The following is an 18269-nucleotide window of genomic DNA, read 5'->3' as shown; positions in this document are numbered from 1 at the left end:
GCAACACTCTTTGAGCGGCTTCGGTCGCTCTTTTTTTGGTTTTTCATCACAACTCAGTGGTGTCCAAATCACTGTCTTGCTCAATTTCATCCGGTTCACTTTCTTCGGCCAATTCAAGCAAGTTGATGGCAATGGAGACGAAATCGCTGTCGGTAATGATGCCAACCAGCTCACCTTTTGCCACCACCGGCAAACAGCCCACTTTATGTTTTTGCATATAAAGGGCACTCTCTTTTAATCCGGCCTGCGGCGCGACCGTCATCACTTCCGTGTGCATCATTTCGTAGAGTGGGGTATCGGCGGTGTAAGATTGTTCGGCTGGTAATCTTTGCAGGCTGGATTCCTGCGCCGCGAGAATGTCGCGCTGAGTGACGATGCCAAGCAGTTTACGGTTGGCATCGACCACCGGAATATGGCGAATATCCAGTGCCTCCATCATATGACGGGCATCGGCTAAGGTATGGGAACGCAACAAGGTGTGAGGGTTGCGAGTCATCATGTCTTCGACCTTGATCATAACCAACTCCTGTTTCTTCTGAGACTGTAAAATACCCATCTGACCGCAAGTCATACGCCTCTTTAGGCTGAGCTTCTGGGCTCGGCGATGACGGCGGCTTCTTTGCTTATAACTATAGTTTTTTTGTGGGTAATTATCTGAGAGTTAAGTCGGTTTTTATGGCCTCACTGGCTGAGCGGAGCGATTGGCATGTCACTTTTGATTACAATCCTTTGCTTTTCAAGGCCCGCCTGACTTGTGCACAATCCTGTATCTTGAGATGACTTGGGTATATACTACCGCGCCGCGAAATAAACCGTCGCACCTATCCCGAGAAAGGCGAAAGCCAAGAGAATCAAGAAAGAGTCATGCAAGTTTCAGATTTTCATTTTGAACTCCCGGACGAGCTGATTGCTCGCTATCCGATGGCGGAACGAACCGCCAGCCGTCTGCTGCAGCTAGACGGCAACACCGGTGAGCTGGTTGATGGCACCTTTAAGGATGTCCTGAACTGTGTTGAACCGGGTGATTTACTGGTGTTTAACAATACTCGAGTCATTCCGGCACGTATGTTCGGCCGTAAAGCGTCTGGCGGTAAGCTGGAAGTGCTGGTGGAACGTATGCTGGATGAACATTCGATTCTGGCTCACGTGCGCTGCTCTAAGCCACCCAAGCCAGGCACCGAACTGTTTCTGGGCGAAAACGATGAATTCCATGCCATCATGGAAGCGCGTCACGATGCGCTGTTTGAGATTCGTTTTACCGCTGAAACTGTGGTGCTGGACATTCTGAACCAGATTGGTCACATGCCGCTGCCGCCGTACATCGATCGTCCTGACGACGATGCGGACAAAGAGCGTTATCAGACCGTCTACAACCAGAAGCCGGGCGCAGTGGCTGCGCCGACAGCCGGCCTGCACTTTGACCAAGCGCTGCTTGAACAAATCAAGGCGAAAGGTGTCGAATTTGCTTACGTGACTCTTCATGTGGGTGCGGGCACATTCCAGCCGGTGCGCGTGGACAACATCAACGATCACCACATGCATGCGGAATACGTTGAAGTGCCGCAAGAGGTAGTGGACGCGATTGCCGCGACCAAAGCCCGTGGCGGCCGCATTATTGCGGTAGGAACCACGTCGGTCCGTTCGCTGGAAAGCGCAGCGCAAGATGCGCTGAAAAAGGGCACTGAGCTGGTTCCGTTTTTTGGTGACACCGAGATCTTCATCTTCCCTGGTTATGAATACCAGTTGGTGGATTGCTTGATCACCAACTTCCATTTGCCGGAATCGACACTCATCATGTTGGTGAGCGCCTTTGCTGGCTATGAGCACACCATGGCCGCATACGATCATGCGGTAACGCAGCAGTATCGCTTCTTTAGCTATGGTGATGCGATGTTTATCCGTAAACGAACCGTCGAAGCTTAATTCGGCAGGCGTGACGTCATAAACACAATCTATTATGAATCGTCAGGACACTTATCCGGGCGATGTGGTATCGATGCTTGCCTGACGCGGCACAGATACATAATCCGTCAGACTGTTTCTCTGACATTTGGAGGCTTTAGTGAAACTTAAGTTCGAACTGAAAAAGAAAGACGGCACCGCTCGTCGTGGTCAACTGACCTTTGAGCGTGGCACAGTACAAACGCCGGCATTTATGCCAGTGGGCACTTACGGTACGGTTAAAGGCATGACGCCGGAAGAAGTGGCAGCGACGGGCGCGCAAATCCTGCTGGGTAACACTTTCCACCTGTGGCTTCGCCCGGGTCAGGAAGTGATGAAAATGCACGGTGACCTGCATGATTTTATGAACTGGCAAGGTCCGATCCTGACCGACTCAGGCGGTTTCCAGGTGTTCAGCCTGGGTGATATTCGTAAAATCACCGAAGAAGGGGTGCATTTCCGCAACCCGGTGAACGGCGATAAAATTTTCATGGACGCGGAAAAGTCGATGGAAATCCAGAAAGACCTCGGCTCTGACATCGTCATGATCTTCGACGAGTGTACACCTTACCCGGCGACGCACGATGAAGCGAAGAAATCGATGGAAATGTCGCTGCGCTGGGCGCGTCGTTCACGCGATCACTTCGACAAGCTGGAAAACCCGAACAACCTGTTTGGTATCGTTCAGGGCGGCGTGTATGAAGACTTGCGTGACGTGTCGGTCAAAGGCCTGACTGAAATCGGTTTTGACGGTTACGCAGTCGGTGGTTTGGCGGTGGGTGAACCGAAAGAAGATATGCACCGCGTTCTGGAACATACCTGCCCACAACTGCCGGAAGATAAACCGCGTTACCTGATGGGCGTGGGCAAACCGGAAGACTTAGTAGAAGGTGTTCGCCGCGGTATCGACATGTTTGACTGCGTGATGCCAACGCGTAACGCACGTAACGGCCACCTGTTTGTGACTGGCGGTGTGATCAAGATCCGTAATGCAACACATAAAACGGATACATCACCTCTGGATCCGCATTGTGACTGTTACACTTGCAAAAATTATTCTAAATCGTATCTGCACCACTTGGATCGCTGTAACGAAATCCTGGGTGCACGTTTGAATACGATCCATAACCTGCGCTACTACCAGCGCCTGATGGAGAGCATTCGTCGCGCGATTGATGAAGACCGCTTTGATCAATTTGTAACGGAGTTCTACGCACGTCGTGACCGCGAAGTGCCGCCGCTGCAAAAAGAAAAGGCGTGATTTCGTGCGCCAGGTTGGATTTGTGCACTGAGCTGCTTGAATTTAACCTGGCGTAGCCCAATAGAATCGAAAATTACACAACAATAACTTAGAGGACGTTTCTCAATGAGTCTAATTTCTGTAGCACATGCAGCAGGTGAAGGTGCCCCACAAGGTGGTGGTTTTGAAATGCTGATCATGCTGGGCATGTTCGCGGTAATCTTCTACTTCATGATCTACCGCCCACAATCAAAGCGTGTGAAAGAGCATAAAAACCTGATGTCCTCCATGGGCAAAGGTGATGAAGTTCTGACAAGCGGTGGTCTGGTTGGCAAAATCACGAAGATTGCAGAAGACAACGACTACATCTCAATCGAACTGAACACAAACAATGAAGTTGTGATCAAAAAAGACTTCGTCACTGCAGTGCTGCCAAAAGGTACACTGAAATCTCTATAAAACAGCTAGAGGATCCTCGCTGTGTTAAACCGTTATCCATTATGGAAGTACCTGATGGTGGTGTTCGCCATTGCCATCTCTGCCTTGTATGCACTTCCAAATATCTACGGTGAAGATCCGGCTATTCAAGTTACAGGGGCGCGTGGCGCCTCTGTAGATATGTCAACGCTGGATGCTGTCACCAAAGCGCTCGATACGGCGCACCTTTCTCATAAATCCATTGCTCTCGAAAATGGATCCATTCTTGTTCGATTTAACGACACCGATACTCAAATCAGTGCCCGCGACGTGATCAGCGAAGCGTTAGGCAGTGACAAGATTGTGGCGTTAAACCTGGCTGCTTCAACTCCGGATTGGTTGGAATCGATTGGCGCTGCGCCAATGAAACTCGGTCTCGATCTGCGCGGCGGCGTGCACTTCCTGATGGAAGTCGACATGGACGCGGCAATGGAGAAATTGATCGGTCAGCAGGAAGAAGCTTTCCGCAGCGAACTGCGTGAAGAAAAAATCCGTTACCGTGCGATTCGTCCTCTGGCGAATTCAGTGGAAATTACGCTGCGTGATGCCGAACAGGTCGATCAGGCGCGTAAAGCACTGGAATCCAAGCACCGTGATATGACGTTTGTCCCTTCAGACACCGAAGGTCGTTTCATTCTGACTGCCACCTTTACTGAGGCACGTCTGCAGGAAATCCGTAACTACGCTGTTGAACAGAACATCACCATTCTGCGTAACCGTGTAAACGAACTGGGTGTGGCTGAGCCACTGGTTCAGCGTCAGGGTGCTACTCGTATCGTGGTTGAACTGCCAGGGGTTCAGGATACAGCGCGTGCCAAAGAAATCTTAGGCGCAACGGCCACGCTTGAATTCCGCGAAGTGGATGATAAAGCTGATCTAGCGGCCGCGGCTTCAGGTCGTGTACCTGCGGGCAGTGAAATCAAACTGGATCGTTCAGGCCGTCCGGTTGTGCTGAAAAAACGTGTGATTCTGGGCGGTTCAAGCATCACGGATGCAAGTTCAAGCACCGATGAATACGGCCGTCCACAGGTAAACATTTCGCTCGACAGCGAAGGCGGCAGCAAAATGGCGGCGTTCTCGAAAAAGAACATCGGCAAGTTGATGGCGACCGTGTTTGCTGAATACAAAGACAGTGGCGAGAAAACCGCTGAAGGCAAAGTGATTCTGACCAAGCATGAAGAAGTGATCAACCAGGCGACCATTCAGTCAGCTCTGGGCCGTAACTTCCGCATCACCGGGATTAACTCTGTTGCCGAAGCGCACAACCTGGCGCTGCTGCTGCGTGCAGGCGCACTGATCGCACCTATCTCTATCGTTGAAGAGCGCACCATTGGTCCATCAATGGGTCAGCAAAACATCGATATGGGTATTCAGGCATGTATCTGGGGTCTGCTGGCGGTGATGATCTTCACTGCGCTGTACTACCGTAAGTTTGGTCTGATCGCCAACGTTGCACTTGCGGCAAACTTGGTGCTGATCATCGGTGTGATGTCGATGATTCCAGGTGCCACCATGACGCTGCCGGGCATTGCGGGTATCGTTCTGACAGTCGGTATGGCGGTCGACGCCAACGTCTTGATCTTCGAGCGTATTCGTGAAGAGCTGCGTGATGGACGCAATCCTCAGCAAGCGATTCACCAGGGTTATGCTAACGCGTTCAGTACCATTGCTGATGCCAACATCACCACGCTGATCACGGCAATCATTCTGTTTGCCGTAGGTACAGGTGCGATTAAAGGCTTCGCGGTCACGCTGTCTATCGGTATTTTGACCTCCATGTTTACCGCTATCATCGGTACACGTTGCATCGTCAACCTGCTGTACGGCGGTAAACGCATCAACAAATTGTCGATCTAAGGCCAGGAATTATTATGTTTCAAATTCTGAAAGCAGAGAAAACGATCGACTTCATGCGTTGGTCAAAGGTCACCTTCATGCTGTCGCTGCTGATGATCGGAGCTTCGATCTTCACGCTGTCGACCAAATGGCTGAACTGGGGCCTGGACTTCACCGGCGGTACGCTGATTGAAGTCGGTTTTGAGCAGCCTGCGAACCTTGAAGAGATTCGTACGTCGTTGGAAGCGAAAGGTTTTGGTGATGCAACGGTGCAGAACTTTGGCTCTGCCCGTGAAGTCATGGTACGTCTGCGTCCACGTGATGATATGGCAGGCCAGACACTGGGTAACCAGATTCTGGATGCTATCAAAGAAGGTACCGGTAAAGCGGTGGAAATGCGCCGTATCGAGTTCGTCGGTCCTAACGTGGGTGATGAACTGACAGAGGCGGGTGGTCTGGCGATCATCGTATCACTGATCTGTATCCTGATTTACGTCTCAATGCGCTTTGAATGGCGTCTGGCGGCCGGTGCTGTGTTGTCACTGGCGCACGATGTCATCATTACGCTTGGCGTGTTCTCACTGTTGCAAATCGAAGTGGACTTGACGATTGTCGCGGCACTGCTGACGGTGGTCGGTTACTCGCTCAACGATACTATCGTGGTCTTTGACCGGATTCGTGAAAACTTCCGCAAATTGCGTAAGGGCGAACCGGCTGAGATCATGAACATCTCGATCACACAAACGCTGAGCCGTACGCTGATCACTTCCGGAACCACGTTGTTTGTGGTGATTGCTCTGTTTGTACAGGGTGGCGCGAACATTCATGGTTTTGCTACCGCACTATTGTTGGGTATTACCGTCGGTACTTACTCATCAATCTACGTCGCATCGGCTCTGGCTCTGAGACTGGGGATTACCCGTGAGCACCTGCTTCCACCACAAGTGGAAAAAGAAGGTGCAGATCTCGACGAGCTGCCATAATCTCCTCAAAGCCACTGACGATTCAGTGGCTTTTTTCTTATGGTTACTTTTAACATTCTATTGTCATTAACGAAAAGGAGCGCGCATGGCGATTACTCAATTAGATAAAACAACCGCACTGATCGTGATTGATTTGCAGTGCGGTATTGTGGCTCTGCCTCCCCAGCATACGGTGCCGGGTGTGATTGAACAGGCAAACCGACTGATTGATGTGTTTCATCAGCAAGAGCGACCTGTGGTTTTAGTCAATGTGGCAGGCGGTGCTCCGGGACGTACGGACCAGAAGCTCGGTTCGCATTCGGCACCGGACAATTGGGCGACTTTAGTGGATGAACTTCACCGTCAGGACGATGACATTCTGATCACCAAACGCACTTGGGGGGCATTCATGCACACCGATTTGCATCAACAGTTGCAAGCGTTGGGAGTGACGCAAGTGGTGATCGTTGGTATCGCAACCAGTATTGGTGTGGAATCAACGGCCCGTCAGGCGTTTGAACTCGGCTATCATGTGACGTTGTGTACCGATGCGATGACGGATTTGAATCTCGATAATCACCAGCACGCGATTAACGCGATTTTCCCGCGTCTGGCCGAAACCGGCACCACTCAGGATGTCTTGGTTCTGTTGTAATCAGTGCTTAATTGATATGATTTTGACCCGTCCTGATATAGGTTGACACATTTAGGACGGTACAATTTTTATAAAAAAAGCCCCGCAATCGCGGGGCTTTTTATCAGCTGTGACGGAGCTGGAATTCTCAGGGCGTTCTTATTTCAGAATTGCGCTGTTGCCGTTTTCACGGATGTGCTTAAGAATTGCTTTCACACCGCGTGGGCTTGAACCTACGATGTTGCCTGATTTCATGTAATCAGTGCCGCCAGCGAAGTCAGTCAGGATTGCGCCTGCTTCACGAGCAATCAGTTCACCCGCTGCCATATCCCAAGGTTTCAGACCCAGCTCAAAGTAACCATCAACACGGTTAGAGGCTAGGTAACACAGATCCAGAGCCGCAGAACCAGTACGACGGAAGTCCGCACATTCAATGAACAGCGCAGAGATGATCTTCATGAAAGACTCAGAATGCTGTTTCTGTTTGAACGGGAAACCTGTTGCCAGAACGGCACCTTGCAGATCTTTCAGTGGTTGAACACGGATACGCGCGTTGTTCAGCTGTGCGCCCGAACCACGTTGAGCAGTAAACAGTTCATTCAGCATTGGATCGTAAACACAGGCAACTTCAGTTTTGCCTTTGAAGCGAACCGCGATAGAAACCGCGAAGTGAGGAAGACCTTTAACAAAGTTAGTGGTGCCATCCAGTGGGTCGATGATCCATTGTACGTCCTTATCTTTACCTTCGATAAGACCGCTTTCTTCGGCAACGATACAGTGCTCTGGGTATGAGCTCTTGATAGTTGAAATGATGATAGCTTCTGCTTCTTTGTCTACGTTAGTAACAAAGTCGTTCGTGCCTTTCTGAGTTGATTCAATTTTCTCAGCGTTTTCTAGAGATTTGGCAATATGGTTGCCTGCTTTTCGCGCTGCGCGAATAGCAATGTTTAGCATTGGATGCATACGAATTTCCCAAAGGATGTTAAAGAACGAAAAAGCGGGCGGCAGTATATCAAAACTTTCGCAAAAGGGAAGTGGTTATTTTTTGCGCGTTTGATGGCGATGTCCGCAAAGGGTCTGACCATTTCACTCAGGTTTATGTTAAGATTCTGCGGCTGTAAATTGAGTGGTGTAATAACGCAATGTTAGACAATGTTAAAGTCGTTTTAGTCGGAACCTCACATTCGGGAAATATCGGCTCTGCGGCCCGTGCGATGAAAGTCATGGGGCTCAAACAGATGGTATTGGTCGATCCGCAGTGTGAAGTGGACGCTCAGGCGATTGCACTGGCTGCCGGGGCGAGCGAAATTGCGCTCAATGCTCAGATTGTTGAAACATTGGATGATGCTGTTGCAGATTGTGCCTTAGTGGTCGGAACCAGCGCGCGTTCCCGCACACTTGAATGGCCTATGCTTGACCCTCGCGAATGCGGTGAAAAATTCGCTCAGGAAGGCCTGCAGCGCAAAGTCGCCATTGTGTTTGGCCGTGAACGCACAGGCCTGACCAATGATGAGCTACAAAAATGTCATTATCACGTCGCCATTCCGGCCAATCCGGAATACAGCTCCCTGAATCTGGCCATGGCGGTTCAGACATTGTGCTACGAAATTCGTGTCGCACATCTGAACCAGCTAGAGGCGCAATTTCCACCTTCACAACCAGTGGATTACCCCCGTCACAATGAGCTGGAAATGTTCTACTCCCACCTTGAAAAGGTGTTGGTACAGACCCAGTTTATCTCTGAAGAGAAGCCAGGTCAGGTGATGAACAAATTACGTCGCCTGTTCAGCCGCGCGCGTCCGGAAGAACAGGAACTGAATATTCTGCGTGGTGTTCTGACCGCGATAGAAAAGAAAGCGCTGCATAAAGATTGACCACATTTACCCTGGGGTTAAATACCCGAGTAATTTAGTCAAATAAATACTTGACCAATTTTGTCGGGTATGAAAAACTTCTATCCACAGAAACAATGTGGATACGGTGTGATATGAGACTTACATCTAAAGGAAGATATGCAGTAACGGCCATGTTAGATGTGGCTCTGCATTCGCAGCAAAACCCAGTACCATTGGCGGACATTTCAGAACGTCAGGGTATTTCGCTTTCATACTTAGAGCAGCTTTTTTCTAAGCTGCGTAAAGCCGGCCTAGTGGCGAGTGTTCGCGGACCAGGTGGTGGCTACCGTCTGGGTTCTGACGCGACAACGATTTCAATCGGTACGGTCATTGCCGCTGTTGACGAGTCTGTCGACGCGACGAAATGCAATGGCAAGGGCGATTGCCAGGGTGGCACGCGTTGTTTAACGCACACTCTGTGGCGTGACCTCAGCTCACGCATCAGCGACTTCCTGAACAACATTACGCTCGGTGAGCTGATGATTGATAACGAAGTCTTAGAAATTTCAGACCGCCAAGATATTGATCTCGCGGTTAGCCAAGGGCTTGCACACAAAAATTCGAACACAGTCACCATTGGTGCGGCACCCGTTGGTATTAACGTTCGCTCATAGCGGCAATGTTTACATTGGAGTAAAAAATGAAACTGCCTATTTATTTAGACTATTCAGCAACTTGCCCAGTCGATCCGCGTGTTGCTGAAAAGATGGTTCAGTGCATGACGATGGACGGAAACTTCGGTAACCCGGCATCGCGTTCTCATCGTTATGGCTGGCAGGCAGAAGAAGCGGTAGACACCGCGCGTGAGCAAATTGCGGATCTTCTCAACGCAGACCCACGTGAAATTGTCTTCACTTCGGGTGCAACAGAATCTGACAACCTGGCGATTAAAGGTGTTGCGCACTTTTATCAAAAGCAAGGTAAACACATCATCACTTGCAAAACCGAACACAAAGCCGTGCTGGACACTACGCGTCAGCTAGAGCGTGAAGGATTTGAAGTAACTTATCTTGAGCCTGAAACCAATGGCCTGATTGACCTGAACAAGTTGGAAGCAGCAATGCGTGACGACACGATTCTGGTTTCAATCATGCACGTGAACAACGAAATTGGCGTGATTCAGGACATTACGGCGATTGGCGAGTTGTGCCGCGCGCGTAAAATCGTATTCCACGTTGATGCAGCACAATCAGCGGGTAAACTGCCGATTGATGTTCAGGAAACGAAAGTTGACCTGATCTCTCTGTCTGCACACAAAATCTACGGTCCAAAAGGTATCGGCGCACTGTACGTACGTCGTAAGCCACGTATTCGCCTGGAAGCGCAAATGCACGGCGGTGGTCATGAGCGTGGTTTCCGCTCTGGTACACTGGCGACCCACCAAATTGTGGGCATGGGCGAAGCGTTCCGTATCGCAAAAGAAGAGATGCAGAAAGATTACGACCACGCAGTTGCGCTGCGCGATCGCATGCTAAGCGGCATTAAAGATATGGAAGCCGTTACCATTAACGGTGATCTGGAACAGCGTCTGCCAAACAACCTCAACATCAGCTTCGCGTTTGTTGAAGGTGAGTCACTTCTGATGTCTCTGAAAGACATCGCAGTGTCTTCAGGCAGTGCATGTACATCAGCAAGCCTGGAACCATCGTACGTACTGCGTGCTCTGGGCCTGAATGATGAACTGGCTCACAGCTCAATTCGCTTCTCGTTTGGTCGTTTCACGACTGAAGAAGAAGTTGACTACGCAATCGAACTGATTCGTGTAGCGGTAAGCAAACTACGCGACATGTCTCCTCTATGGGATATGTATAAAGAGGGTGTGGATCTGAGTACCGTAGAATGGGCTCACCACTAATCGTTCCAGGGATATAGAGGATTTGAGGTAACTATCATGGCATACAGCGAAAAAGTAATTGATCACTACGAGAACCCACGTAACGTTGGTTCTTTCGATAAAGAAGACCCATCAGTAGGTAGCGGCATGGTTGGCGCTCCGGCTTGTGGTGACGTAATGCGCCTGCAAATCAAAGTGTCTCCAGAAGGCATTATTGAAGATGCGAAGTTCAAAACATACGGCTGCGGTAGCGCAATCGCGTCAAGCTCACTGGTTACTGAGTGGGTGAAAGGCAAATCTATCGATGAAGCGGCAGCAATCAAAAACTCTGAAATTGCAGAAGAGCTTGAGTTGCCACCAGTGAAAGTTCACTGTTCAATTCTGGCAGAAGATGCAATCAAAGCGGCTGTTGCTGATTACAAGAAAAAACACGAACTGTAATTCATTTGGGAGCACTGGCTGCTCCCCCCTTTAATTAATTGAGAATCAAAGGTTGTAGTATGGCCATTACCCTAACCGAAACCGCAGCAAGCCGAGTGAAATCTTACCTGGATAACCGGGGTAAAGGTGTCGGTTTACGTCTGGGTGTAAAAACCACAGGCTGCTCTGGTATGGCTTACGTGTTGGAATTCGTTGATGAACTCAACGAAGAAGATCAGGTGTTTGAAGATCATGGTGTGAAAGTGATCATCGACAGCAAGAGCCTGGTTTATCTCGACGGCACTCAGCTCGATTATAAGAAAGAAGGGTTAAACGAAGGTTTTGAGTTCAACAACCCAAATGCGAAAAGTGAATGTGGTTGTGGTGAAAGCTTCAACGTTTAACGGTTGAATCTCGGTGTTGCAGGTAGCCACTGGTTGCCTGTCTCCGAATGTTAAGGACCGGTTTTACATGAATTACTTTGAATTATTTGGGCTACCAACTCAGTTTGATCTGGATGGTAGCCTTCTTTCTTCTCAGTTCCGTGAGTTGCAAAAGCGTTTCCATCCGGATAATTTTGCCACCGCGTCTGAGCGGGATCGCCTGTTGGCGGTCCAGAAAGCGGCGCAGATTAATGACGCCCACCAAATTTTGAAAAGCCCAATCAATCGCGCAGAATACCTGCTGTCTTTAAATGGCGTTGAGCTTCGTGGTGAGCAACAAACGCTTCAGGATCCGATGTTCCTGATGGAACAGATGGAACTGCGTGAAGAACTTGAAGCGGTCGAAAGCCGTGCAGATCCGGAAAGTGCCTTGTTTGATTTTGATGGCAAAGTCAGCAAGATGTACAAGCAGCATCTGGTTCAGGTCGAAAAAGAGCTGAACGAGGCGCAATGGGAAACTGCCGCAGATACCGTACGTAAACTTAAATTTATTGCCAAATTAAAAACTGAAATAGAACGAGTCGAAGACAAGCTGCTCGGCTAATTCAAATAAAAGGACCCATCCATGGCATTACTTCAGATTGCAGAACCTGGTCAAAGTTCGGCGCCGCACCAGCATAAACTGGCCGCGGGTATTGACCTGGGAACCACCAACTCACTGGTTGCATCCGTACGCAGCGGCAGCGCAACCACGTTGCTTGATGAGCAAGGAAGAAGCATTCTGCCTTCCGTCGTGAACTACTCAGGCGAAGAAAGCTTGGTTGGCTACGAAGCACGAGATAAAGCTCAGGCTGATCCTGAAAACACCATCATTTCGGTGAAACGCCTGATTGGTCGTTCACTGCAAGATATTGAAACTCGCTATACCAACCTGCCATACCGTTTTAAAGCGAGTAACAACGGCCTGCCGATTCTGCAAACCGAACAGGGTGACAAGAACCCGATTCAGGTTTCTGCGGACATTCTTAAATCACTGGCGAAACGTGCTGAAAGTACTCTGGGCGGTGAACTGGCTGGCGTGGTGATCACTGTGCCGGCTTACTTTGATGACGCTCAGCGTGCGGGCACTAAAGATGCGGCGAATCTGGCCGGATTGCATGTATTACGTCTGCTGAACGAACCAACAGCAGCAGCGATTGCTTATGGCCTGGACTCCGGTCAGGAAGGCGTGATCGCCGTGTATGACCTGGGTGGTGGTACATTCGATATTTCGATTCTGCGCCTTTCTAAAGGTGTGTTCGAGGTGTTGGCAACAGGCGGCGATTCGGCGCTGGGCGGTGATGATTTTGACCACTTGATTGCTGATCACCTGCAAGCTCAAATGGGCTTGGAAGGAAAGTTGAGTGCTGATAAATACCGCGCGTTGATCAATGCGGCGACACAAGCAAAAATTGCCCTGACTGACGCCGAAGAAGCGCCGGTTGATGTGCTGGGATGGTCCGGTTCACTTAGTCGAGAAACACTGAATGAACTGATTCAGCCGCTGGTGAAAAAGACGCTGATGGCGTGCCGCCGTGCACTGAAAGATGCTGATGTAGCCGCAGACGAAGTGTTAGAAGTTGTGATGGTGGGCGGTTCCACTCGAACGCCATTCGTACGAGCTATGGTTGGCGAGTTCTTTGGCCGTACACCACTGACCAGCATCAACCCGGATGAAGTTGTGGCGATTGGTGCCGCGATTCAGGCGGACATTCTGGCGGGTAACAAGCCGGATTCAGAAATGTTGCTACTGGACGTGATTCCACTGTCGCTGGGTATCGAAACCATGGGCGGTCTGGTGGAAAAAATCATTCCACGCAACACCACCATTCCTGTTGCTCGCGCGCAAGAGTTTACCACTTTTAAAGATGGTCAAACGGCGATGAGCGTGCACGTAGTGCAGGGCGAGCGTGAACTGGTGGATGATTGCCGCTCGCTGGCGCGTTTCTCGCTCAAAGGCATTCCGCCAATGGCAGCGGGTGCGGCGCACATTCGCGTAACTTATCAGGTCGATGCTGATGGACTGTTGTCCGTAACTGCAATGGAAAAGAGCACTGGTGTGCAGTCAGAAATTCAGGTCAAACCGTCTTACGGTCTGAGTGACGACGAAGTAGCCAACATGCTGAAAGATTCGATGGCGCACGCCAAAGATGACATGCAGGCGCGTGCACTGGTTGAACAGCGTGTGGAAGCCGACCGCGTGATTGAAGGTCTGATTTCCGCCATGCAGGCAGACGGTGACGATTTGCTGACCGAAGAAGAGCGTCAGACACTACTGCAAGCTATTGAAAAACTGATTGAACTGCGCAATGGCGACAATGCTGATGCCATTGAACAGGGCATTAAAGATACCGACAAAGCCAGTCAGGACTTTGCATCACGTCGTATGGATAAATCCATCCGTGCTGCGCTGGCCGGTCATTCTGTTGACGAGATTTGAAGAGACTACCAACATGCCTAAGATTATTGTTTTGCCTCATGAAACCCTTTGCCCTGAAGGCGCAGTATTAGAAGCGCAAGCAGGGGAAACGATTCTTGATGTGGCACTAAAAAACGGTATCGCCATTGAACATGCGTGTGAGAAATCGTGCGCGTGCACCACTTGCCACTGTATCGTTCGTGAAGGTTTTGATTCACTGGAAGAGAGTGATGAACTGGAAGACGATATGCTGGATAAAGCATGGGGGCTGGAGCCAGAATCTCGTCTCAGCTGTCAGGCACGAGTGGCGGATGAAGACCTGGTGGTAGAGATTCCGAAATACACGCTGAACCACGCATCAGAAGACCATTAATCCGTGAGCCTCGTCTATTCTATAGCCGGGGCCGCATAGCACTAGGAATGTTGACATGAAATGGACAGATTCGCGCGACATCGCGATTGAGCTCTGTGAACAGTACCCGGATGTTGATCCACAAACCGTAAGGTTTACCGATCTGCACCAATGGATTCTTGACTTAGAAGACTTTGATGATGAGCCGAACCGCTCAAATGAGAAGATTCTGGAAGCCGTGATCCTGTGCTGGATGGACGAACGCGACTAGTCAGCTGGACGCGCTGCTCTAAAACGGAGCCAAGTTAACAGTTTTTACTAAAAAAAGCGGGCCTGATGGTCCGTTTTTTTATCAAGTTGACATTTTTACCTGACAAAATGCTAACATCCGAACGTTAATTATTCGACGTGGCTGAGGTGAAGCCACGATAAGGACAAGGAGAAACCATGTCTACACAGATGTCTGTATTCATTAGCCAAGATTCTGCTCAGCCTCAGTGGGGAGAAAAAGCGCTAATTTCGTTTTCTGAACAAGGTGCAATGATTCACCTTGAGCAATCGCATGATTTAGGCGCAATTCAGCGTGCGGCGCGTAAACTGGACAACCAGGGCTTACGTTCACTGTTGTTGGATGGCGAAGGCTGGACGCTGGAAGCGATCTGGGCGTTCTATCAGGGCTACCGCGATCCGAAGAAACTGAACACGCTGGAGTGGAAGGCGTTGGATCAGGCACAGCAGGACGAACTGGAAGCTCGCATTAAAGCGACTGACTGGACGCGCGATATCATCAACAAAAGCGCAGAAGAAGTCGCCCCTCGTCAACTGGCCACGATGGCTGCGGAATTCATCAAATCGCTGGCTCCGGAGCATGTCTCTTACCGTATCGTGAAAGACAAAGATCTGCTGACCGAAGGCTGGGAAGGCATCTTCGCGGTAGGCCGCGGCTCTGAGCGCACTTCTGCAATGCTGCAACTTGATTACAACCCAACTGGCGACGAAAATGCGCCGGTGTACGCTTGTCTGGTGGGTAAAGGCATTACGTTTGACTCAGGCGGTTACAGCCTGAAACCATCGAACTTCATGGCTGCGATGAAAGCAGACATGGGTGGTTCAGGTATGATTACTGGCGCACTGGGGCTGGCGATCATGCGTGGTTTGAAAAAACGCGTCAAACTGATCCTGTGCTGTGCAGAAAACATGGTTTCTGGCCGCGCGCTGAAACTGGGTGATGTGATTACCTACAAAAACGGTAAAACCGTTGAAATCATGAACACTGACGCTGAAGGTCGTCTGGTTCTGGCGGATGGTCTGATTTACGCTTCAGAACAAAATCCTGAGCTGATCATCGATTGTGCCACCCTGACTGGTGCGGCGAAAAACGCGCTGGGTAACGATTTCCACGCGCTGCTGAGCTTTGATGACGCGTTGTCTCATGATGCGATGACTGCGGCGAAGGAAGAACATGAAGGCCTGTGGCCTCTGCCATTGGTGGATTTCCACCGTGAAATGCTGCCATCGAGCTTTGCAGACCTGTCGAACATCAGTTCAGGTGATTATTCTCCAGGCGCGAGCACTGCTGCGGCGTTCCTGTCTTACTTTGTCAATAACTACAAGAAAGGCTGGCTGCACTTTGACTGCGCGGGCACTTACCGCAAGTCTCCAAGTGACAAATGGGCCGCAGGCGCAACCGGTATGGGTGTGAAAACTGTCGCTCGTATCCTGATGGATCAAGCAAAATAATAGCGAAAAATCGCGGGCAGCATGTTGTGCTGCCCTTTATAACTACAATAGAAGTAAAAAGGACATCTTATGGCTCTTGAAAGAACGTTTTCGATTATTAAGCCCGATGCAGTTGAACGTAACTTGATTGGTGAAATTTACCATCGCATCGAAAAAGCAGGCCTGCGTATTATTGCTGCCAAAATGCTGCATCTGACAGAAGAGCAGGCGAGTGGCTTTTATGCCGAGCATGAAGGTAAAGAGTTTTTCCCGGCATTGAAAGAATTCATGACGTCTGGCCCGATTATGGTTCAGGTGTTGGAAGGGGAAAATGCGATTGCCCGCTACCGTGAGTTGATGGGTAAAACCAACCCGGAAGAAGCGGCATGCGGCACACTGCGTGCTGACTACGCGATCAGCATGCGTCTGAACTCAGTGCACGGCAGCGACAGCCCGGCATCAGCCGCCCGCGAAATTGAATTTTTCTTCCCTGAATCTGAACTTTGCCCTCGTAGCAAATAAGCCAGATTTTGATGCCAATAAGCCCTCATATCGAGGGCTTTTTTGTGTCTGATAAAGTGTGATGGTGTTCATGGAAATATTGGCTGATTTTTAACCGCAAAGATATTAATGCCTTAGTAAACTCATGGGATTGCGGCTCTTGTTGTCATTGCGTAAAGGCTGTACAATTCGCGCCCTTAATTCTTGTTCCATCTCTGAGAGGCCACATGACCACAGAAAAAGTCAATCTGCTCGATTTTGATCGCAAAGGCTTGCGCGCATTTTTCGCTGAAGAACTGGGTGAGAAAGCGTTCCGCGCGGATCAAATCATGAAGTGGATCTATCACTTTGGTTGTGATGATTTCGACAAGATGACCAACATCAACAAGAAACTGCGTGAACATCTGAAAGAACGCTGTGAAATTCGCGCACCATACGTTTCTGAAGCGCAGCATTCTACTGACGGTACCATCAAGTGGGCGATGCGTGTGGGTGATCAGGACGTAGAAACCGTCTACATTCCTGAAGATGACCGTGCTACTTTGTGTGTATCTTCTCAGGTCGGTTGTGCGCTGGAATGTAAATTCTGCTCAACCGCTCAGCAAGGCTTTAACCGCAACCTGCGCGTATCCGAAATCATTGGTCAGGTGTGGCGTGCTGCTCGCGAAATTGGTCTGGAAAAAGAGACCGGACGTCGTCCAATCACCAACGTGGTGATGATGGGCATGGGTGAGCCTTTGCTGAATATGAAAAACCTGATTCCGGCGCTGGAAATTATGCTGGATGATCTTGGTTTTGGCCTGTCTAAACGTCGTGTAACGGTGTCGACTTCAGGGGTGGTATCTGGTCTGGATCAGATGACGGGTCAGATCGACGTTGCGCTGGCGATTTCTCTGCATGCGCCAAACGACAAACTGCGCAGTGAAATCATGCCAATCAACGACCGTTGGGATATCCAGGACTTCCTGGCATCTGTGCGTCGTTACATTGCTTCATCGAATGCCAACCGTGGCAAAGTGACCGTGGAATATGTTCTGCTGGACCACGTTAACGATGGCACAGAACACGCTCACGAACTGGCTCAGTTGATGAAAGACACGCCGTGTAAGATCAACCTGATTCCGTTCAACCCGTACCCAGGTTCGCCATATAAAAAGCCAAGTAACTCACGTATCGACCGTTTCCAGAAAACGCTGATGCAATATGATCACACTGTGACTATTCGTAAGACACGTGGCGACGATATCGATGCGGCGTGTGGTCAGTTGGTCGGCGATGTTATCGACCGTACCAAACGGACTAAAATGAAACAAGTTGCTGAGAATGCGATTCCTGTTAAGACACTGTAATTAAAATATTTTTCATAAAGCCAGAGTTGACTCTGGCTTTATTCATTTGGCGGTTTTTTTAAGGTTTCGGGTCATTTTCAATGTCAATTTAACGAAAAACCTTGACGTGTCTGTAATTTCTTTCCCAAATCCATGTTGTTTACTGCCTAATATCTATTAGAATGATTCTCTGTTATCAAAGTCGATTTGATTTGCTGATAAAATTGACGCTACCACATTCCTTATGTTTAAGTCGGTAACGAATTCGCTACTAACAATCAAAAATAAA

20 protein-coding genes are annotated in these 18269 nt (G+C 49.7%); 18 read left to right on the top strand and 2 right to left on the bottom strand.

Features of this window, described 5'->3' with window-relative positions:
• Positions 1–46 precede the first annotated feature (46 nt).
• Positions 47–517, bottom strand: a complete 471-nt coding sequence (locus tag JIG40_RS16610) for a CBS domain-containing protein (protein WP_020429889.1) — start codon at positions 515–517, stop codon at positions 47–49.
• 347 nt (positions 518–864) lie between these two features.
• Between JIG40_RS16610 and queA the strand changes: the two genes are divergently transcribed.
• The 6 genes from queA (at position 865) to JIG40_RS16580 (ending at position 7111) form a co-directional block, all read left to right on the top strand.
• Positions 865–1923 carry a tRNA preQ1(34) S-adenosylmethionine ribosyltransferase-isomerase QueA gene (gene queA, locus JIG40_RS16605; RefSeq protein ID WP_020330633.1) on the top strand — a complete coding sequence of 353 codons (1059 nt, stop codon included), beginning with the start codon at positions 865–867 and terminating at the stop codon, positions 1921–1923.
• Positions 1924–2062: 139 nt separating this feature from the next.
• On the top strand, positions 2063–3202 hold the full coding sequence (tgt, locus tag JIG40_RS16600; protein WP_020330634.1) for a tRNA guanosine(34) transglycosylase Tgt: 1140 nt from the start codon (positions 2063–2065) through the stop codon (positions 3200–3202).
• Between the two features lie 105 nt (positions 3203–3307).
• Complete coding sequence (gene yajC, locus JIG40_RS16595) at positions 3308–3640, top strand: preprotein translocase subunit YajC (protein WP_020330635.1); 333 nt, start codon at positions 3308–3310, stop codon at positions 3638–3640.
• A 21-nt stretch (positions 3641–3661) separates the two neighbouring features.
• A complete protein-coding gene (gene secD / locus JIG40_RS16590; protein WP_075988854.1) occupies positions 3662–5515 on the top strand; it encodes a protein translocase subunit SecD in 1854 nt (617 codons plus the stop codon).
• 14 nt (positions 5516–5529) lie between these two features.
• Positions 5530–6477, top strand: coding sequence for a protein translocase subunit SecF (gene secF, locus JIG40_RS16585; RefSeq protein WP_020330637.1), 948 nt, complete (start codon positions 5530–5532; stop codon positions 6475–6477).
• A gap of 85 nt (positions 6478–6562) precedes the next feature.
• On the top strand, positions 6563–7111 hold the full coding sequence (locus JIG40_RS16580; protein WP_158151447.1) for an isochorismatase family protein: 549 nt from the start codon (positions 6563–6565) through the stop codon (positions 7109–7111).
• Positions 7112–7249: 138 nt separating this feature from the next.
• Here the strand turns inward: JIG40_RS16580 and suhB are convergent, their stop codons facing one another.
• Positions 7250–8053 carry an inositol-1-monophosphatase gene (gene suhB / locus JIG40_RS16575; protein WP_158146807.1) on the bottom strand — a complete coding sequence of 268 codons (804 nt, stop codon included), beginning with the start codon at positions 8051–8053 and terminating at the stop codon, positions 7250–7252.
• Between the two features lie 179 nt (positions 8054–8232).
• On the opposite strand from suhB, the gene trmJ reads away from it, so the two are divergent.
• The 12 genes from trmJ (at position 8233) to JIG40_RS16515 (ending at position 18001) form a co-directional block, all read left to right on the top strand.
• Entirely contained in the window at positions 8233–8964 is a 732-nt protein-coding gene (gene trmJ, locus JIG40_RS16570) for a tRNA (cytosine(32)/uridine(32)-2'-O)-methyltransferase TrmJ (RefSeq protein ID WP_020330641.1), read from the top strand.
• 113 nt (positions 8965–9077) lie between these two features.
• Complete coding sequence (gene iscR, locus JIG40_RS16565; protein WP_080650529.1) at positions 9078–9599, top strand: Fe-S cluster assembly transcriptional regulator IscR; 522 nt, start codon at positions 9078–9080, stop codon at positions 9597–9599.
• 26 nt (positions 9600–9625) lie between these two features.
• Entirely contained in the window at positions 9626–10840 is a 1215-nt protein-coding gene (locus JIG40_RS16560) for an IscS subfamily cysteine desulfurase (RefSeq protein WP_020330643.1), read from the top strand.
• A gap of 36 nt (positions 10841–10876) precedes the next feature.
• A complete protein-coding gene (gene iscU, locus JIG40_RS16555) occupies positions 10877–11260 on the top strand; it encodes a Fe-S cluster assembly scaffold IscU (protein WP_020330644.1) in 384 nt (127 codons plus the stop codon).
• Between the two features lie 59 nt (positions 11261–11319).
• On the top strand, positions 11320–11643 hold the full coding sequence (gene iscA / locus JIG40_RS16550; RefSeq protein WP_020330645.1) for an iron-sulfur cluster assembly protein IscA: 324 nt from the start codon (positions 11320–11322) through the stop codon (positions 11641–11643).
• Positions 11644–11710: 67 nt separating this feature from the next.
• Positions 11711–12226 carry a co-chaperone HscB gene (gene hscB / locus JIG40_RS16545; RefSeq protein WP_020330646.1) on the top strand — a complete coding sequence of 172 codons (516 nt, stop codon included), beginning with the start codon at positions 11711–11713 and terminating at the stop codon, positions 12224–12226.
• Between the two features lie 21 nt (positions 12227–12247).
• Positions 12248–14101: a Fe-S protein assembly chaperone HscA gene (hscA, locus tag JIG40_RS16540; protein WP_199465669.1), complete on the top strand. Its 1854-nt coding sequence runs from the start codon at positions 12248–12250 to the stop codon at positions 14099–14101.
• A gap of 13 nt (positions 14102–14114) precedes the next feature.
• On the top strand, positions 14115–14453 hold the full coding sequence (gene fdx, locus JIG40_RS16535) for an ISC system 2Fe-2S type ferredoxin (protein WP_020330648.1): 339 nt from the start codon (positions 14115–14117) through the stop codon (positions 14451–14453).
• Positions 14454–14508: 55 nt separating this feature from the next.
• The gene (gene iscX, locus JIG40_RS16530) at positions 14509–14703 is read left to right on the top strand and encodes a Fe-S cluster assembly protein IscX (RefSeq protein ID WP_020330649.1); all 195 of its coding nucleotides are present in this window, start codon (positions 14509–14511) and stop codon (positions 14701–14703) included.
• Between the two features lie 176 nt (positions 14704–14879).
• Positions 14880–16172 (top strand): aminopeptidase PepB, encoded by a 1293-nt coding sequence (gene pepB, locus JIG40_RS16525; RefSeq protein WP_020330650.1) that lies wholly within the window; start codon positions 14880–14882, stop codon positions 16170–16172.
• Positions 16173–16241: 69 nt separating this feature from the next.
• Complete coding sequence (ndk, locus tag JIG40_RS16520) at positions 16242–16673, top strand: nucleoside-diphosphate kinase (RefSeq protein WP_020330651.1); 432 nt, start codon at positions 16242–16244, stop codon at positions 16671–16673.
• 206 nt (positions 16674–16879) lie between these two features.
• Positions 16880–18001 carry a bifunctional tRNA (adenosine(37)-C2)-methyltransferase TrmG/ribosomal RNA large subunit methyltransferase RlmN gene (locus JIG40_RS16515; protein ID WP_199465668.1) on the top strand — a complete coding sequence of 374 codons (1122 nt, stop codon included), beginning with the start codon at positions 16880–16882 and terminating at the stop codon, positions 17999–18001.
• Positions 18002–18269 lie beyond the last annotated feature (268 nt).

The organism is Vibrio sp. bablab_jr001 (assembly GCF_016464285.1).
In the GTDB taxonomy this organism is placed as follows: Bacteria; Pseudomonadota; Gammaproteobacteria; order Enterobacterales; family Vibrionaceae; genus Vibrio; species Vibrio fluvialis.
Note: the sequence above shows the minus strand (reverse complement) of the source record. Positions and strands in the feature narration are given on the sequence as shown.

Coding starts and splice junctions, on each gene's coding strand:
- JIG40_RS16610 (WP_020429889.1), bottom strand. CDS start 517: ATGATCAAGGTCGAAGACATGATGACTCGCAACCCTCACACCTTGTTG.
- queA (WP_020330633.1), top strand. CDS start 865: ATGCAAGTTTCAGATTTTCATTTTGAACTCCCGGACGAGCTGATTGCT.
- yajC (WP_020330635.1), top strand. CDS start 3,308: ATGAGTCTAATTTCTGTAGCACATGCAGCAGGTGAAGGTGCCCCACAA.
- secF (WP_020330637.1), top strand. CDS start 5,530: ATGTTTCAAATTCTGAAAGCAGAGAAAACGATCGACTTCATGCGTTGG.
- JIG40_RS16580 (WP_158151447.1), top strand. CDS start 6,563: ATGGCGATTACTCAATTAGATAAAACAACCGCACTGATCGTGATTGAT.
- suhB (WP_158146807.1), bottom strand. CDS start 8,053: ATGCATCCAATGCTAAACATTGCTATTCGCGCAGCGCGAAAAGCAGGC.
- trmJ (WP_020330641.1), top strand. CDS start 8,233: ATGTTAGACAATGTTAAAGTCGTTTTAGTCGGAACCTCACATTCGGGA.
- iscR (WP_080650529.1), top strand. CDS start 9,078: ATGAGACTTACATCTAAAGGAAGATATGCAGTAACGGCCATGTTAGAT.
- JIG40_RS16560 (WP_020330643.1), top strand. CDS start 9,626: ATGAAACTGCCTATTTATTTAGACTATTCAGCAACTTGCCCAGTCGAT.
- iscU (WP_020330644.1), top strand. CDS start 10,877: ATGGCATACAGCGAAAAAGTAATTGATCACTACGAGAACCCACGTAAC.
- iscA (WP_020330645.1), top strand. CDS start 11,320: ATGGCCATTACCCTAACCGAAACCGCAGCAAGCCGAGTGAAATCTTAC.
- hscB (WP_020330646.1), top strand. CDS start 11,711: ATGAATTACTTTGAATTATTTGGGCTACCAACTCAGTTTGATCTGGAT.
- hscA (WP_199465669.1), top strand. CDS start 12,248: ATGGCATTACTTCAGATTGCAGAACCTGGTCAAAGTTCGGCGCCGCAC.
- fdx (WP_020330648.1), top strand. CDS start 14,115: ATGCCTAAGATTATTGTTTTGCCTCATGAAACCCTTTGCCCTGAAGGC.
- iscX (WP_020330649.1), top strand. CDS start 14,509: ATGAAATGGACAGATTCGCGCGACATCGCGATTGAGCTCTGTGAACAG.
- pepB (WP_020330650.1), top strand. CDS start 14,880: ATGTCTACACAGATGTCTGTATTCATTAGCCAAGATTCTGCTCAGCCT.
- ndk (WP_020330651.1), top strand. CDS start 16,242: ATGGCTCTTGAAAGAACGTTTTCGATTATTAAGCCCGATGCAGTTGAA.
- JIG40_RS16515 (WP_199465668.1), top strand. CDS start 16,880: ATGACCACAGAAAAAGTCAATCTGCTCGATTTTGATCGCAAAGGCTTG.